Origin of the sequence: Bradyrhizobium sp. 134 (assembly GCF_023074155.1) — a bacterium.
Taxonomy (GTDB): Bacteria; Pseudomonadota; Alphaproteobacteria; order Rhizobiales; family Xanthobacteraceae; genus Bradyrhizobium.
The window spans coordinates 771908-786718 of the sequence record NZ_JADPKX010000086.1; the positions used below are offsets into that span (position 1 = coordinate 771908).

General features: G+C 63.4%; 15 protein-coding genes. 8 read left to right on the plus strand and 7 right to left on the minus strand.

The genetic code is table 11. The annotated features are described in order from the left end of the window. Together IVA75_RS38365 and IVA75_RS38370 are read left to right on the plus strand one after the other, a co-directional pair. The gene (locus tag IVA75_RS38365; RefSeq protein ID WP_247282329.1) at positions 1 to 870 is read left to right on the plus strand and encodes a fumarylacetoacetate hydrolase family protein; all 870 of its coding nucleotides are present in this window, start codon (positions 1 to 3) and stop codon (positions 868 to 870) included. 36 nt (positions 871 to 906) lie between these two features. Then, positions 907 to 1950 carry a 5-methyltetrahydropteroyltriglutamate--homocysteine methyltransferase gene (locus IVA75_RS38370; protein ID WP_247282330.1) on the plus strand — a complete coding sequence of 348 codons (1044 nt, stop codon included), beginning with the start codon at positions 907 to 909 and terminating at the stop codon, positions 1948 to 1950. 50 nt (positions 1951 to 2000) lie between these two features. Here IVA75_RS38370 and IVA75_RS38375 read toward each other — a convergent pair whose 3' ends face one another. After that, on the minus strand, positions 2001 to 2759 hold the full coding sequence (locus tag IVA75_RS38375) for an SDR family NAD(P)-dependent oxidoreductase (protein WP_247282331.1): 759 nt from the start codon (positions 2757 to 2759) through the stop codon (positions 2001 to 2003). 163 nt (positions 2760 to 2922) lie between these two features. On the opposite strand from IVA75_RS38375, the gene IVA75_RS38380 reads away from it, so the two are divergent. From IVA75_RS38380 to IVA75_RS38405, 6 genes are read left to right on the plus strand one after another with little or no spacing between them, the layout of a single operon-like run. Further along, the gene (locus tag IVA75_RS38380) at positions 2923 to 4182 is read left to right on the plus strand and encodes an extracellular solute-binding protein (protein ID WP_247282332.1); all 1260 of its coding nucleotides are present in this window, start codon (positions 2923 to 2925) and stop codon (positions 4180 to 4182) included. Between the two features lie 50 nt (positions 4183 to 4232). Next, a complete protein-coding gene (locus IVA75_RS38385) occupies positions 4233 to 5126 on the plus strand; it encodes a sugar ABC transporter permease (protein WP_247282424.1) in 894 nt (297 codons plus the stop codon). Then, positions 5119 to 5967, plus strand: coding sequence for a carbohydrate ABC transporter permease (locus IVA75_RS38390; protein ID WP_247282333.1), 849 nt, complete (start codon positions 5119 to 5121; stop codon positions 5965 to 5967). The genes IVA75_RS38385 and IVA75_RS38390 overlap by 8 nt, the downstream gene beginning before the upstream one ends. A gap of 22 nt (positions 5968 to 5989) precedes the next feature. Next, positions 5990 to 7090, plus strand: coding sequence for a Gfo/Idh/MocA family oxidoreductase (locus IVA75_RS38395; RefSeq protein ID WP_247282334.1), 1101 nt, complete (start codon positions 5990 to 5992; stop codon positions 7088 to 7090). A gap of 10 nt (positions 7091 to 7100) precedes the next feature. After that, the gene (locus tag IVA75_RS38400; protein ID WP_247282335.1) at positions 7101 to 7745 is read left to right on the plus strand and encodes a ThuA domain-containing protein; all 645 of its coding nucleotides are present in this window, start codon (positions 7101 to 7103) and stop codon (positions 7743 to 7745) included. Further along, the gene (locus tag IVA75_RS38405) at positions 7742 to 8791 is read left to right on the plus strand and encodes a LacI family DNA-binding transcriptional regulator (RefSeq protein ID WP_247282336.1); all 1050 of its coding nucleotides are present in this window, start codon (positions 7742 to 7744) and stop codon (positions 8789 to 8791) included. Before IVA75_RS38400 ends, IVA75_RS38405 begins: the two co-directional genes overlap by 4 nt. Before the next feature lie 23 nt (positions 8792 to 8814). On the opposite strand, the gene IVA75_RS38410 is transcribed toward IVA75_RS38405, so the two are convergent. Genes IVA75_RS38410 through IVA75_RS38435 form a run of 6 tightly spaced genes read right to left on the minus strand, consistent with a single transcriptional unit; the run spans position 8815 to position 14808 of the window. Next, the gene (locus IVA75_RS38410; protein WP_247282337.1) at positions 8815 to 9441 is read right to left on the minus strand and encodes an NAD(P)H-dependent oxidoreductase; all 627 of its coding nucleotides are present in this window, start codon (positions 9439 to 9441) and stop codon (positions 8815 to 8817) included. Between the two features lie 3 nt (positions 9442 to 9444). Next, positions 9445 to 11019, minus strand: a complete 1575-nt coding sequence (locus IVA75_RS38415) for an isochorismatase family protein (RefSeq protein ID WP_247282338.1) — start codon at positions 11017 to 11019, stop codon at positions 9445 to 9447. Between the two features lie 17 nt (positions 11020 to 11036). Then, positions 11037 to 11885 (minus strand): MBL fold metallo-hydrolase, encoded by an 849-nt coding sequence (locus IVA75_RS38420; RefSeq protein ID WP_027569306.1) that lies wholly within the window; start codon positions 11883 to 11885, stop codon positions 11037 to 11039. Positions 11886 to 11927: 42 nt separating this feature from the next. Next, positions 11928 to 12812, minus strand: coding sequence for an amidohydrolase family protein (locus IVA75_RS38425; RefSeq protein WP_247282339.1), 885 nt, complete (start codon positions 12810 to 12812; stop codon positions 11928 to 11930). Continuing rightward, positions 12809 to 13930 carry a VWA domain-containing protein gene (locus IVA75_RS38430; RefSeq protein WP_247282340.1) on the minus strand — a complete coding sequence of 374 codons (1122 nt, stop codon included), beginning with the start codon at positions 13928 to 13930 and terminating at the stop codon, positions 12809 to 12811. The genes IVA75_RS38425 and IVA75_RS38430 overlap by 4 nt, the downstream gene beginning before the upstream one ends. Continuing rightward, positions 13927 to 14808: a MoxR family ATPase gene (locus IVA75_RS38435; RefSeq protein WP_007608639.1), complete on the minus strand. Its 882-nt coding sequence runs from the start codon at positions 14806 to 14808 to the stop codon at positions 13927 to 13929. The genes IVA75_RS38430 and IVA75_RS38435 overlap by 4 nt, the downstream gene beginning before the upstream one ends. Positions 14809 to 14811 lie beyond the last annotated feature (3 nt).

Below are 14811 nucleotides of genomic sequence, written 5' to 3' on the forward strand. Positions count from 1 at the left end.
ATGAAAATCGCAAGTTTCACGATCGCCGGCACAGCGAGCTTTGGCATTGTCACCGACAAGGGCGTCATCGATGCGGGCAAGCGTCTCAAGACCTGTCCGACGCTGAAGACGCTGCTTGCCAAGGGATCGCTCGACGAACTGAAAAAGCTTGCGGGCGAGAAGCCCGACTACGCGCTGCAGGACCTCACGCTGCTGCCGACGGTCCCTGATTCCGACAAGATCTTCTGCATCGGCGTCAATTACGCCACCCATCTGGCCGAAAGCGGCCATCCCACTCCGCCACACCCGATGATCTTCACCCGCTTCGCCAACAGCCAGGTCGGACATGGCCAGCCGATGATCCGGCCGCTTGAATCCGAGCGCTTCGACTATGAGGGCGAGATGGCGGTTGTCATCGGCAAGGCCGGCCGCCGCATCTCGCGCGACGCCGCGTTGAGCCATGTCGCCGGTTATGCCTGCTACAATGACGGTAGCATCCGCGACTGGCAGCGCCACACCTCGCAATTCGCGCCCGGCAAGAATTTCGCCGGCACAGGCGGCTTTGGGCCCTGGATGGTCACGACCGACGAATTGACCGACGTCAGCAAACAGACCTTGATCACGCGGCTGAACGGCGTCGAGGTACAGAAGGCCCCGATCTCCGATCTCGTCTTCGACGTGCCGGCGCTGATTGCTTACTGCTCGACCTTCACCGAGCTCGCGCCAGGCGACGTCATCGTTACAGGCACGACCGGCGGTGTCGGCGCTTATCGCAATCCGCCGCTGTGGATGAAGGGCGGCGACGTCGTGGAGATCGAGATTTCCGGGATCGGGATTCTCCGCAATCCCGTCAAGGACGAAGAGCCGGCTAAGGCGACGCGCGCAGCCTGATTGGCTGCGCTCGACAACAACAAGAAGGAGACCCTCATGCCGATGCCAACGCATATCCTCCCGACCACGGTGGTCGGAAGTTATCCGCAACCGGAATGGCTGGTGAATCGCGCCATGCTGTCGAAGGTGGTGCCGCGCACCCGCCTGCACGACATGTGGCGGCTGCCAGCGGAACATCTGGAGGAGGCCCAGGACGATGCGACGATCGTCGCGATCCGCGACATGGAGCGCGCCGGCATCGATATCGTGACCGATGGCGAAATCCGTCGCGAGAGCTACTCCAACCGCTTCGCCACGGCGCTCGACGGGATCGACGGAGACAATCCCGCGATGATCGTTGCGCGCACCGGTAACACCCAGACCGCGGTGCCGCGCGTCGTCGGCCCGGTGAAACGCAAGGGACCGGTCGAGCTGCATGACATGCAGTTCCTGCGCAGGAATACCGATCGTGCAGCGAAGATCACCCTGCCGGGTCCGTTCACCATGAGCCAGCAGGCCAAGAACGAGTTCTACAAGGACGACGAAGAGCTCGCGATGGCCTTGGCGGAGGCCGTCAATGCCGAGGCGCTCGATCTGCAAAGAGCAGGCGCAGACGTGATCCAGCTAGACGAGCCCTGGGTGCGGAACAATCCGGATTCTGCCAAGCGCTACGCCGTCAAGGCAATCAACCGCGCGCTGAAGGGCATCACGGTGCCGACCGTCGTGCATCTCTGTTTCGGCTATGCGGCGGTCGTGCCAGGCTCGAACAAGCCGGCCGGCTATTCGTTCCTCGCCGAGCTCGACGATACGACTGCCGACCAGATCTCGATCGAGGCGGCGCAGCCAAAGCTCGACCTCGGCGTTCTGAAGGACCTCTCCTCAAAGAAAATCATGCTTGGTGTGCTCGACCTCGCGGACCCCCAGATTGAGAGCGTCGACACGGTCGCCGACCGCATTCGCAACGGCCTGAAATATGTGTCGCCCGATCGTCTCGTTCCGGCGCCCGATTGCGGCATGAAATACATGCCGCGCGCCGTCGCGTTTGGGAAATTGAAAGCGATGTGCGATGCGGCGGCCAAGGTTCGGCAGGAGCTTGGTTGACGAGGTTCGAGCCGTTCGCCAGCGATTGCACGATCTGGGTTTGGTCCGCCTCAGACCCAGCCGCCATCGACGATGTAGTGCTGAGCTGTGCAGGCGGAGGCCTCGTCGGAAGCGAGGAAGATGGTGAACTTCGCGACCTCGTCCGGCACGAGCTTGCGCTTCAGGCATTGTCGTTGCATCAGCTCGACTTCGCCCTGTGGCGTCATCCATTTATCGAGCTGGCGCTCGGTCATGATCCATCCCGGCGCGATTGCGTTCACGCGGATGTTGTAGGCGCCGTAATCGCGCGCCAGAGAGCGCGTGAGACCGATCACGCCTGATTTGCTGGCGGTGTAGGCGGCCATGCCGCCCTGTCCGGCGATCCACGACACCGAGCCGAAATTGACGATGGCGCCGGCGTTCGCCGCCTTCATGTCCGGCAACACGGCCTGCGCAGCAAAGAACTGGTGCTTCAAGTTGACCGCGATACGGTTGTCCCAATATTCCGGTGTCATTTCCTCGGTGCTGTGCCGCTCGTCATGTGCGGCATTATTGACGAGGATGTTGATCGCGCCGTGCATGTTGCGCGCCTCCGTAACGCCGGCACGTAACGCGGCGATATCGGTCAAGTCGACACGCATGAAACGCGCGCCAAGACCTTGATCCGACAGCTCGCGTGCCAGGGATTGGCCCTCGTCGACTTTGATGTCGAAGAACACGACATTGGATTTCTGCTGGGCGAAGCGCCGCACGATCGCAGCGCCAATTCCAGATGCGCCCCCGGTGACGAGAACGACCTTGCCGGCGAGGTCGGAATAAACGGCAGCCATGGATATCCCTCGATTTGCGTTGGGGCAGCGCGACGCGCCGCCCGACTCTCCCGCGCACCTTAGCGATCTCCTTCGTGAGGTGCATAGATCAGAATTTCAGTTGCGTACCTCAAAAATCGAAGGCAGGATTGCACCAAGAATAAGAGCCGTTGGGAGGAATGTGATGAGACTGCTCGGGAAACTGGGACTGGCCGTTGTCGCATGCCTGTTCGGAGCGAAACTCGCTGCGGCCGATACGACGGTGAAATGGCTGCACATCGAGGCCAACCCGGCCCAGGTCAAAATCTGGGAGGAGGTCGCGCGCGCCTATGAGGGGGCGCATCCGGGCGTCAAGGTCGAGATGCAGTTCCTCGAGAACGAGGCCTACAAGGCCAAGCTGCCGACCATCCTGCAATCCAAAGACCGGCCCAATATCATCTACAGTTGGGCCGGCGGTGTCCTGAAGACGCAGATCGAGGCCGGCGTGCTCGACGACATCACCGATTCTGTGAAGGACTACAGCGACAATCTTACACCCGCGGCACTCGCCGCCTTCACCAGCAACGGCCGGGTTTATGGTCTGCCCACGGCGCTCTCGCAGGTCGGCTTCCTCTGCAACAAGGAGCTGATGGCCAAGGGGAAGGTCGATCCTGCCGGGATCAAGAGCTGGGACGATCTGCTTGCTGCCGTGAAGGCGTTGAAATCCGCCGGCGTGACCCCGATCGTGGTCGGCGGCGCCGACAAATGGCCGCTGCACTTCTACTGGACGCATCTTGCGGTGCGCATCGGCGGCAAGGTGGCGTTCGATGCGGCGCTGCGCGGCGAGAACGGCGGCTTTGCCGGGGAAACCTTCCAGAAATCCGGCGAGCTGTTCAAGCAGCTCGTGGATCTCCAGCCGTTCCAGAATGGCTTCCTGGGTTTCAAGAACCCGCAGGCGGTCGGCTATTTCGGGGACGGCAAGGCGGCGATGACGCTGGCGATCAGCACAGTCTATCATCTGCAGCGCGCTCTCGCCGCCGACAAGGTCGGATTGACCGAGGACAAGATGTGCTGGTTCGACTTCCCGGTCGTGACCGGCGGCAAGGGTGCGCCCACCGATACGCTCGGCGGCATCACCGGTTGGCTGATTACGAAAGGCTCGCCGAAGGAGGCTGTCGAATTCCTGAAATACTTCGTCTCCAACGAGGTGCAGACGCGGCTTGCCGCCGGCAACTTCATCATCCCGGTCGTGCAGGGCGCAGATGTCGGCCTCAACAACTCCTTCATGAAGCTGATCGCCGCCAATCTGGCGAAGTCGAACTACCACCAGAACTTTTATGACCAGAGCCTGGGTCCGTCGGTCGGCCGCGTCGTCAACGACGTCACGGCCGAGATCGCCGGCGGCAGCATGAGCCCGCAAGAGGCTGCCAAGGCGATCGAGATGGCGTGGAAGCAGGGCAACTGACGGTGGCGCGGCGGACGGCGAGCGTGTCGACGATCGGCGCTGCTGGCGAGATGGTGCCCCAGGTCACGGTCCGTGGCCCGAGTTGGGACGGCAGGCTGACGGTGCTCATCCTGTTCCTGCCGCCGGCGCTGCTATTGTTCACGTTGTTCGTTGTGCTGCCGATCGGCGAAGCAGCCTGGTATTCGGGCTTCAACTGGAACGGGTTCGGCAGGCCGACCAACTGGATTGGCTTGGACAATTACCGCTTCGTGCTGGAGACCCGCGCCTTCTGGCTCGCGCTGCGTAACAACGGGCTGATCATCGCTGTTTCGCTCGCCATCCAGCTGCCGCTTGCGCTCACGCTGGCCTTGATGCTCGCCGAGCGCTTTCGCGGGGCATTGGCGCTGCGCATGCTGTTCTTCATGCCCTATATCCTGGCGGAGATCGCGACCGGGCTGATCTTCAGCTTCGTCTATGATGGCGACTACGGCCTTGTGGCTTCGATCTGGCGCAGCTTCGGCGCCGAGCCTCCGCATCTGCTTGCCTCGACCGATACGGCCATGCTGGCGGTGCTGATCGTGATCGTCTGGAAGTACTTTGGCTTCCACATGATGCTGTTCATCGCAGCGCTCCAGGGCCTCGACAACAGCCTGGTCGAGGCGGCGCGTATCGACGGCGCGACCCGATCGCAAGCCCTGCGACATGTGGTCATCCCGTTGCTCTATCCGACGATAAGGCTCTCCGTGTTCTTCGCTATCGTCGGTTCGCTGCAGCTGTTCGACCTCGTCATGCCCCTGACGCGCGGTGGGCCAGCGGACTCCTCGAACACGATGGTGAGCTTCCTCTACAACAACGGCATCTCGCGCATGCGGGTCGGCTACGGCAGCGCCATCGGGGTCATCCTGTTTGCGATCTGCGTGACCTTTGCTTTCACCTACAAGCGATGGTTCATGCGCGATGAGTAACGCGAAGGCCATCTGCGCGCCGTTCGATCCCTCAATGCTGTTCAAGATGGTGTTCCTCGCCGTCGTCGCCATCATCGTAGTGGTGCCGCTGCTCGCGACCTTGTTCGGTGGCTTCAAATCGCTCGGCGAATTGCGCGTCAATCCGTTCGGCCTGCCACGTCACTGGGAGTGGCAGAACTATGCTGACATCCTGTTCTCTGCACGCTACTGGCAGCTTTTGCGCAACTCGCTGATCATTTCGACCCTCACGGTGGCCCTGACCCTGATCGTCGCCTCGATGGCGGCGTTCACCTTCGCCCATATCAGGTTCTATGGCAGTTCGATGCTGCTGAGCTACCTGACGCTGGGCCTGCTGTTTCCGGCCGCGACGGCGGTGCTGCCGCTCTTCATCAAGGTGCGCGACCTCGGGTTGCTCGATACATATCTTGGGGTAGCCCTGCCGCAGGCGGCCTTCAGTCTTGCGATGAGCGTGCTGCTGCTGCGGCGTTTCTTCAAGGACATCCCCTACGAACTGCTGGAGGCCGCGCTGGTCGACGGCTGCAGCTATGTCAAATTCTTCCGCTATGTGACTTTGCCGTTGTCGCGGCCGATCCTGGCGACCGTCGGTACCATCACCTTCGTCAACAGCTGGAACGCCTATCTGTTGCCGCTGGTGATGCTCAACACCGACGCGCTCTATCCCTGGCCGCTCGGCATCATGGTTTATCAGGGCGAGTATTCGTCCGAGTGGCATCTGATCCTGGCCTTCATCACGCTGACCATCCTGCCGACGATCATTCTCTTCCTTCTCGCGCAGAAACACATCGTCGCAGGCCTCACCGCCGGCGCGGTCAAGGGATGAACGGTACCTCACGGAGATCACAATGAGAAAAGTCGGCATCGGCATCATCGGCTGCGGCAATATCAGCACCGCTTATCTGAAGGCGGCCCAGCGCTTCCCGGTCATGGAAATCAAGGCGCTCGCCGATATGCGCAGCGATGCGGCAGAGCGGCAAGGCGCCGCCTTCGGCCTGCCGGCAATGCGGGTTGATCAACTACTCAAGCGGGACGACGTCGAGATCGTCATCAATCTCACCGTGCCACTCGCCCACACTGACGTCAGCCTCGCAGTGCTGAACGCCGGCAAGCACGTTCATTCCGAGAAGCCGCTCGGCATCAATGTCACGGAAGCCCGCAAGGTGATGGACCTCGCCGCGCAGAAGAGCCTTCGCGTCGGCTGCGCGCCCGATACGTTCCTTGGCGGTGGGCATCAGACCGCGCGCAAGCTGATCGACGATGGCGCGATAGGCACGCCCGTGGCCGGTAGCGCGTTCTTCGGCTGCCCCGGCCACGAGCGTTGGCATCCGGCGCCGGGTTTCTACTATTTGCGCGGCGGCGGGCCTATGCTTGACATGGGCCCGTACTACATCACCGACCTCGTGCAGCTGCTCGGCCCCGTGGCGAGCGTGATGGGCTCGACCGCGCGTCCGAAATCCGAGCGACTGGTCACCAGCCAGCCGATGAACGGGACGTTGATTCCGGTCGAAGTTGCGACCCATGTCGCCGGCACGCTCGAATTCGAGAGCGGAGCGGTGGTCTCGATCGCGATGAGCTTTGATGTGCCGAAGCACCGGCACGCGCCAATCGAGATCTATGGCGACAAGGGCAGCATGCTGGTGCCGGACCCGAACCGCTTCGGCGGCGAGGTGCAGGTCGCGAAGACCGGCGGCGGCGACTGGGAGCCGGTGCCGCTGACCCACGGTCATGTCGATGGCGAGTTCCGTTCCATTGGCGTCGCGGACATGGCCTCCGCGATCCTGAACAATCGGCCGCATCGTGCCAGCGGCGCGCTCGCTTTCCACGTGCTGGAGGTGATGGAAGCGTTCCAGACCTCTGCCGACGAAGGGCGACGCGTCAAGATCGAGAGCTGCGTCGAGCGGCCGGCGATGCTGCCGGCCGGGCGTGAAACCGGACAGATCGACTAAGGACAGAAACATGCGCAAGGCAATGATTGTATGGGGCGGTTGGCCGGGGCACGATCCCGATCTCTGTGCTTCGATGATCCGTGGTTGGCTGAAGGCGGAAGGCTTCGAGGTGCGGACCGAAACCACCACCGCCGCGTTCGCCGATCCCGCGATTCACGACCTGTCGCTGATCATCCCGATCTATACCATGTCGACAATCGAGAAGGCGGAAGCGCTCAATCTCTGCGCTGCGGTCCGTAGCGGCGTCGGGTTCGCCGGCCATCATGGCGGCATGGGCGACGCATTCCGCGATTCCGTCGATTACCAGTTCCTGTGCGGCGGGCAGTGGGTTGCGCATCCCGGCAACATCATCGACTACAAGGTCGACTTGACGAAGCCGGATGATCCCATCATGAAGGGCCTGAAGAGTTTCGAGCATCGTTCCGAGCAATACTACATGCATGTCGACCCCGCCAACGAGGTGTTGGCGACGACGACCTTCACCGGCGAGCACGCGCCCTGGATCGAGGGCGTGGTGATGCCCGTGGTCTGGAAGAAGCGATACGGCGCGGGCAGGGTGTTCTATTCCTCGCTCGGCCACCGCGCTTACGAGCTCGACGTACCGGAGATCCGGACGTTGATGACCCGTGGCATGTTGTGGGCGGCGCGCGAATGACAGCCGTTGCGACCCAGTCGGTGGTTCGCGCTACGCTTGAAGACGTCGCGCGCACGGCGGGTGTTTCGCTCGCCACGGTCGATCGCGTCGTCAACCGGCGCGAGGGCGTGCGCGCCAAGACCGTGGCGCGGGTCGAGGCCGCGGTGGCAAAACTCGGCTATCGAGCCGACGTCGCGGCCGCTCGGCTTGCACGGGGGCAGACGTTCCGCTTTGCCTTCGTGCTGCCGACCGGTACCAACAGCTTCATGACCAACCTAACCGAGCAGGTCCAGCGCACCGCGGACTGGCTCGCCGGCCAGCGCGGCTTCATTGATATCCTCCGTGTTGACGTGTTCGATCCGGACGTACTCGCCGCCGCGCTGGAAAGTCTCTCGCCTGCCTATCAGGGCGTCGCCGTCATCGCGCTTGATCATCCCAGGGTGCGCGCCGCGATCGACGAACTCACCGCGCGCGGGGTCGCTGTGGTGACCGTTGTGTCGGACGCGCCGAGCTCGCGCCGTCTGCATTATGTCGGCATCGACAACCCGGCGGCAGGCCGCACCGCTGCAACGCTGATGGGACGGTTCCTCACTGGTCGCGAGGGGACGGTGGCCGTGATCGCAGGATCGTTGTCGCTGCGCGATCACACTGAGCGGCAGTTCGGCTTCCACCAAATCCTGTCCAGCGAGTATCCGAACCTGCTCGCGCTGCCGGTGATCGAGGGCCGCGATGACAGCGAGCGGACGCGGGAGCTTACTGCGGCACTGCTCGCGCGCCAGCCAGATCTGCGCGGCATATACTGCTGTGGCGCCGGGAACCGTGGCATCGCCGATGCGCTCGAGGCCTCGGGACGGGCGCGTGAGGTGGTCTGGATTGCCCACGAGCTGACTCAATACACGCGGCGTTTCCTGGTCCGTGGCACCCTCGATGCCATCATCAACCAGGATCCCGGCCACGAGGCCCGGTCCGCAGCGCGAATCCTGCTCGCGCATTGTTCGGGCGAGCCCATCAGCCCGGACCAGGAGCGCATCCGCATCGACATTTTTCTGCGGGACAATCTGCCGTAGCCTCGACTGGCCTGGAGGGCGCGTCAGAAGCTCTCGGCCATTGCCGCCAGGCGTTGATGGGCTCGTTCGCGGGCCACCTCAATGGGCTGTTGTGGTCCAGTAGTTGGTCCGATTGGAATGAAATGGATATTGTTGATCCCGACAAAACGCAAAATTTCGCGCAGGTAAGGCGTTGCCATGTCGATGCGCCCGCGGTTCATTCCGGTGGCGAAATCGCTGCCGCTGGCAATGATGACGATGGTCGGCCGGTCCTTCAGCAGCGGGACATACCCCAGGGACGGGTCGAACCGAAAGGTGAGCCCGGGCTGGACGATGATGTCGAACCATTGCTTGAGCTTATAGGGAATGCCGAAGTTCCACATCGGCGTCGAAATCAGCACCCGCTCGGCGAGCGCTAAGCGCACCGCCATCCGCTCGGCTTCCGCGAAGCTGTCCCGCTGCGCGTCGTTGAAGGCTTGCGCCTTCATCCGTGCATACTTGGCTTCGACAATGGGGCCTGAAAACTCCGGCAGGCGCTCCCGCCAGAGATTCATGACGTCCACGTCCCAGTCGGGCCGAGCTCGGCGAAAGCCGTCAAGGAAAATGCGTGCGGCGGCGCTTGACCAGGAGTCGTCGCGGGGCGAGCAGGACAGGTGCAGGAGCTTCGCCACCGCTCATCCCAGCGCTTTGATGACCGCATCGGCCTTAGTCACGACGGCGACGTTCTGCATGGCGAAGTTGATCGAGGCAGCGTGCCAATCCGCATTCATGGTCGAGCAGCAATCCTCAGGAACGATCATGAAATAGCCCTTGTCGGCACCGGTCCGTGCCGTGTGCTCGACCGACATGTTGGTCCATGCGCCGGTATTGATGATCATGTCGCGGCCGCTGGCTTTCAGGATCGTTTCGAGCTTCGTGCCTTCCCAGGCGCTCATTCGCACCTTCTCGACCACGAAATCACCGGGCCTCGGCTCGAGACCTGACACCGGTGCCGCCCCCCAGCTTCCGCGCACCATCGCCTTGCTGTCGACGAGACCCTCGAACAGCGGCGCATTCAGCGTCACGCCGGGCGCGCCGGGTTCGACGACGAACCAGACATGAATGATGGCGACGCCGCGCGCCCGGGCGGTTTCAGCCAGGCGGCGGACATTCTCGACGACGTGCTGCTGCTTCGCGTGAGCTGGTGCGCCGGAATCGGCGAACGCGCCCCCATCCATGATGACGTCGTTCTGGAGATCCTGGATGATCATGGCACAGCGTCGTGGGTCGAGCTGCATCTCGCCGTTGGCGACGACGGGTGCAGCGGAAGCAGAGCCGGCTGCTGCAGTGCCGCTGCCTCGCTTGCCGCTCATATAGGGCTCGTGGCGCGGGCCGACCTTGGTCGGGATCGCATAGACCGAGTGCGTCGAAGTCAGGTACAACGTGCGGAAATCCGGCCCGCCCCAGGTAAGGTTGGCGACGAGTTCGGGCAGGCGGAGCTTGCCGAGCAGCTCGCTCCGCGGCGAATAGACCCAGACCCCGCCGGGTGCCGTGACCCAGACGTTGCCGTGCTGGTCGCACTTCATGCCGTCGGGCAAGCCGGGCTCGAGTTCGGAGCGGATGCCGCTTGCGAACACCCGCGCGATCGACAGCGAACCGTCGGAATTGACATCGAACACGCGGATCAGTGCCTGCACGGTGTCGTTGACATAGAGCAGTTTCTCGTCGGGCGAGAAGCACAGCCCATTCGGCTGATCGAACAGATTGCGCTCCACGACCAGCTTCGGCTCGGCGCCGGGCACGACGCGATAGACGCCCTGGAAGCCGAGCTGCCTTGGCCGCTCGACGCCATAGACCGGCATGCGGCCATACCAGGGATCCGAGAAATAGATGGCGCCGGAGGAGTGCACACAGACGTCGTTGGGGCTGTTGAGCTCCTGTCCCCCAAAGTGCGAGGCCAGCACCTCGCGCCGTCCGTCTGGCCGCTCGCGGATCAACGACGATGTCGCGTGCTCGCAAACGATCAAATTGAGTTCGGCGTCATAGGTCATGCCGTTGCATTTGTTCGAGGGACGCTTGACCTCGGCGATGCCGCGCCGCGCATCCCAGCGCCGGCGCACGTCGCCTGGCATGTCCGAGAACAGCAGATAATGATCGACCGGATGCCAGATCGGCCCCTCCGTAAAGTCAAAACCGGTGCCGATCTGCGCGACCGGCGCATAAGGATCGATCAGGGTCTCGAATTCGGAGCGCAAGGTGACGTGCGTCATCGTCCATCCTCTGGCGTCTAGGCCGGAAACCAGTTGCGCTGGGGCAGGGACTGCACGATCGGCCCAGGCACCTGGTCGTGCAGCCTGCCGACGACGTTGCCGCCCTCGATCTTGGCGGGACGGTCGTGGACCGGCAGCAGATAGCGCGAATTGCTGAGCAGCTTTTTGATGGCGGCCTTCTCGGCCCGCTTGGTGGTGCCGTGGTTGCCCGTGGTGCGCGGCTCCCAGTCGTGGATCTCGTTGAAGGGCGTCACGATCTGGTCGTTGAAATCATAGATCACGTCGCCGCAGATGGTGGCGATGCCGTCGGCGGTTTCGACGATGATGTTCATCGAGCCCTCGGTATGCGCATTCGCTGCGTCGCAGTAGACGCCCGGCATCAGCTCGATGGGGCCTGTGATCTCGAGGTCAAGAAAGCGCAGCGCACTCTTGGTGTGCAGACGGTCGATCAGATGCTTGATATCCGGCGCCGGATATTGTGGATGCATCAGGCCGGACACGGAATACTCGAGCTCCCGACGGTTGAGGACGACGGTCGTGTTCATCGGAAACAGATCGTCCTTGCCGGCGTGGTCGATATGCAGATGGGTGTGGCAGACGAATCGCACATCGCCCATCCGCACGCCGTGCCGCGCAAGCTGGTTCTCGATCATGTGCTCGTGATACTGCAGGCCGCGCATCCCCAGTGTTTCCATGATCTGGTTCGAGCGGTAACCCGTGTCGACCACGACCGGATATTTACCGCCGAGGATCAGGAAGCCGAGGGTGAGGACACGGCGGGTCCGGCCGCAGTCGTGGCCGAGAACCAGAAAGCTCGATTCCAGCTCGATGTCGCCATAGTCCAGGATCTTGATCTCCAGCGGCATTCCGTCCCTCCCTGTATCCGTTTTTGTTCGTTTCCTCAGCCCTCAAAGCCGATAGACGCGCATGGCAGTGGTTCTGAAAATGGCTTTGCGCTGATCATCGCGCAGCGGCGCCGCGGCGGCACGGAAGGCATCGATCAGCTCGCGGTAACTGGTCCACAATTTCTCGATTGGGAAATTCGAACCGAACAGGCAGCGTTCGGCGCCGAAGATCGCGATCGTGTCGATCAGGACGGATGCGATATGCGCGGGGTCGTTGCCGTGGATGAAGGTTCCGAGCCCCGACAGTTTCGACACGACGTTCGGGCATGCGGCGAGGCGGGCCATCCCGGCGCGCCACGCGGCGCGGCCTGAGGGTGAAAGGTCCTCCAGCATGCCAGCGTGCTGCAGGATAAAGGTCACCTTCGGGCAGGCTTCCGCAAGGTGTACGGCGTCCGGCATCTGCGGCGTGAACACCTGAAGGTCAAAGCTCCAGCCATAGTCCGCAAGCCGGGCGATGTTGCGCTGGATCACGGGATCGGTGCAGAGATCCGGCCGCGCGGCAAAGCGATAAAGGGGGTTCTCGTGCCAATGAAGTTGCATGCGGACGCCGCGCACGAGGGCATAGCGCTTCAGGCGGTCGAGTTGTGGACGCACGTCGTCGACTGAAAAATCGGCGTAAGCCACGATGGCATGCGGCCAGCCGTGCTCCTCGGCCGTCTGCTGCACCCAGGCGGCCTCGTCCTCGTAGCGGTCATTGGCCCAGTTGGTCTGGACATAGACCGAGCGGGTGACGCCGCTGCCTTCGAGGTCGCGGAGATATTCCTCTATCGGGTAATCGCGCCGGATCGGCTCGTACGGACCGAAGATGCGCGGCTGCATCGGACCCACCAGCCAGGGCAGGTCGGCCTGGCGCCAGATATGATGGTGCCCATCGACGATGTCGGTCACGCAACTCTCCTTTGTCCCAGCGCCAGCACATGCGCGACGATCGACGCGCTCGATCCTCCATCGACGAGGTCGTCGACGAAGCGCTCGATCGCGACCAGCGCTTCGGTCTGCGGGCGAAAACCGGGGCCGGACGCGAGCGGCGTCAGCCAGCTCACGCGCCACGCGCGGCGCGATAGTTTCGCGACCGCATCGCGCAACGCATCGGGTTCGCCCCGCTCAAGGCCGTCGGAAACTATGATCACGGCGGCGCCCCGCGCGTATCCGCCGAAGCGGGGCACGGCGAGAAAGGCCTGCAGCGCGTCGCCGATTCGGGTGCCGCCGTCCCAGTCGCTGACTGCATAGGCCGCGGCGTTGAGCGCTTGCTCGCGCCGCTTGAGACGCAACGGCCGGGTGATGCGGGTCAGCCGCGTGCCGAAGGTGAAGACCTCGACGTTGGGCGCCGCCTGCACCAGGGTGTGCGCGAACTTCATATTCTCTTCGGTGCGGGTCTTCATCGAGCCAGAGACGTCAATCAGTAGCAACACCTTGCGTGGACGCTGCCGCCGCTTCAAACGTCCCAGCCGGAGAATTTCGCCGTCGCTGCGAACGGAGTCGCGTAGGGTGCGGCGCAAATCCGCGTAGGGCCCGCTGCGAGCCCGCATGCGGCGATGGCCGCGCCGCTTCGGCAGGCGCCTCGGCGCCTCGCGGGCAAGCCGGCGCAGCGCATCGGTGGTCGAGAGCTGCGCAAAGCGGCGCTCGACCAGGGCTTCGGCGCGCGCAGCTGCGAGACCGGACTCGTTGGCCTCGTCCGACAACAGCGGCTCGTCGTTTCCACGAGCCTCCTCTTGCAGCCGAACTGTCTCGTCGTCCTCACCGTCATCGACGCGCTCGATTGCCTCGTTTCCGCGAAAGTGCAGATCGAACAGCCGGTCGAACGTTGCGCGACGCTCCGGTGGAGGGGCCAGTGTTGCGAGGGCTGCGTGCCGAATGTCTTCCAGGCTACCCGGGCCGAGCAACTGGATCGCGGCCAGGAACGAGGTCGTCTGTTCCGGTGCGACGGCAAATCTGTTCGTTCGCAACAACCCGACGAACGAGATGAAAACACGCGCAGCGCGCGGCAGTTCGGGTTCGGCGCTCATGCAGAGGCCTCCGCCAGCAGGGCGTCGAGGCGCGGCGAAATGAAGTGCAGATCTTCCTCGTCTTTCAGGGCAACGCCGATCGAGCGCCTGAAGGCATCGGGCCAGCGCGCGCCGCCCTTGTGCAGCAGTGTGGCAGCCTCAGCCCAGTCGACGGCTTCGGCGATCCCGGGCGCCTTGCTGAGCGGCTCGCGTCGCAGCTTCTCAACGGCCGCGACGACAGCCCGCGCGGTTCCCTCGGCGACGCTGGAGGCCCGCATCATCACGATGCGTGCTTCGCGCTCGGCGGAGGGATAGCCGATCCAGTGATAGACGCACCGCCTCCGCAAGGCTTCATGAAGATCCCGCGTGCGGTTTGAGGTCAGCACGACGACCGGGCGCTCCGAGGCACGCACCGTACCGCGCTCCGGGATCGAGATTTGGAAGTCGGACAGAAACTCGAGCAGGAAAGCTTCGAACTCCTGGTCGGCGCGATCGATTTCGTCGATCAGCAGCACGGTTGAGTCAGGCGCGCGCAACGTCGCCAGCATCGGTCGCTCGATCAGAAACGTTTCGCCGTAGATATCGATGCTCTCATCGCCGGCCTGGCGGATTGCGAGCATCTGGCGCGGATAGTTCCATTCATAGAGTGCGGCGGATGCGTCGATGCCTTCGTAGCATTGCAGGCGGATCAGGCGGCGGCCGAGGACAGCGGCAATGGCTTTGGCGGCCTCGGTCTTGCCGACACCCGGCGCACCCTCGAGCAGCAATGGCTTGCCGAGTGCCAGCCCGAGATAGGCTGCGGTCGCCAGTCCCTCGTCGGCGAGGTAATAGGCCGCCCGAAGCGCCTTCTCCAGTGCCTCGGGGCTGTCGATGCCGACGATGTTGCTGCGGACGGCCATCGA

What these genes read in the sequence shown, in the direction of transcription:
- IVA75_RS38365 (WP_247282329.1), top strand. Translation starts at nt 1, where the DNA reads ATGAAAATCGCAAGTTTCACGATCGCCGGCACAGCGAGCTTTGGCATT.
- IVA75_RS38370 (WP_247282330.1), top strand. Translation starts at nt 907, where the DNA reads ATGCCGATGCCAACGCATATCCTCCCGACCACGGTGGTCGGAAGTTAT.
- IVA75_RS38375 (WP_247282331.1), bottom strand. Translation starts at nt 2,759, where the DNA reads ATGGCTGCCGTTTATTCCGACCTCGCCGGCAAGGTCGTTCTCGTCACC.
- IVA75_RS38380 (WP_247282332.1), top strand. Translation starts at nt 2,923, where the DNA reads ATGAGACTGCTCGGGAAACTGGGACTGGCCGTTGTCGCATGCCTGTTC.
- IVA75_RS38385 (WP_247282424.1), top strand. Translation starts at nt 4,233, where the DNA reads ATGGTGCCCCAGGTCACGGTCCGTGGCCCGAGTTGGGACGGCAGGCTG.
- IVA75_RS38390 (WP_247282333.1), top strand. Translation starts at nt 5,119, where the DNA reads ATGAGTAACGCGAAGGCCATCTGCGCGCCGTTCGATCCCTCAATGCTG.
- IVA75_RS38395 (WP_247282334.1), top strand. Translation starts at nt 5,990, where the DNA reads ATGAGAAAAGTCGGCATCGGCATCATCGGCTGCGGCAATATCAGCACC.
- IVA75_RS38400 (WP_247282335.1), top strand. Translation starts at nt 7,101, where the DNA reads ATGCGCAAGGCAATGATTGTATGGGGCGGTTGGCCGGGGCACGATCCC.
- IVA75_RS38405 (WP_247282336.1), top strand. Translation starts at nt 7,742, where the DNA reads ATGACAGCCGTTGCGACCCAGTCGGTGGTTCGCGCTACGCTTGAAGAC.
- IVA75_RS38415 (WP_247282338.1), bottom strand. Translation starts at nt 11,019, where the DNA reads ATGACGCACGTCACCTTGCGCTCCGAATTCGAGACCCTGATCGATCCT.
- IVA75_RS38420 (WP_027569306.1), bottom strand. Translation starts at nt 11,885, where the DNA reads ATGCCGCTGGAGATCAAGATCCTGGACTATGGCGACATCGAGCTGGAA.
- IVA75_RS38430 (WP_247282340.1), bottom strand. Translation starts at nt 13,930, where the DNA reads ATGAGCGCCGAACCCGAACTGCCGCGCGCTGCGCGTGTTTTCATCTCG.
- IVA75_RS38435 (WP_007608639.1), bottom strand. Translation starts at nt 14,808, where the DNA reads ATGGCCGTCCGCAGCAACATCGTCGGCATCGACAGCCCCGAGGCACTG.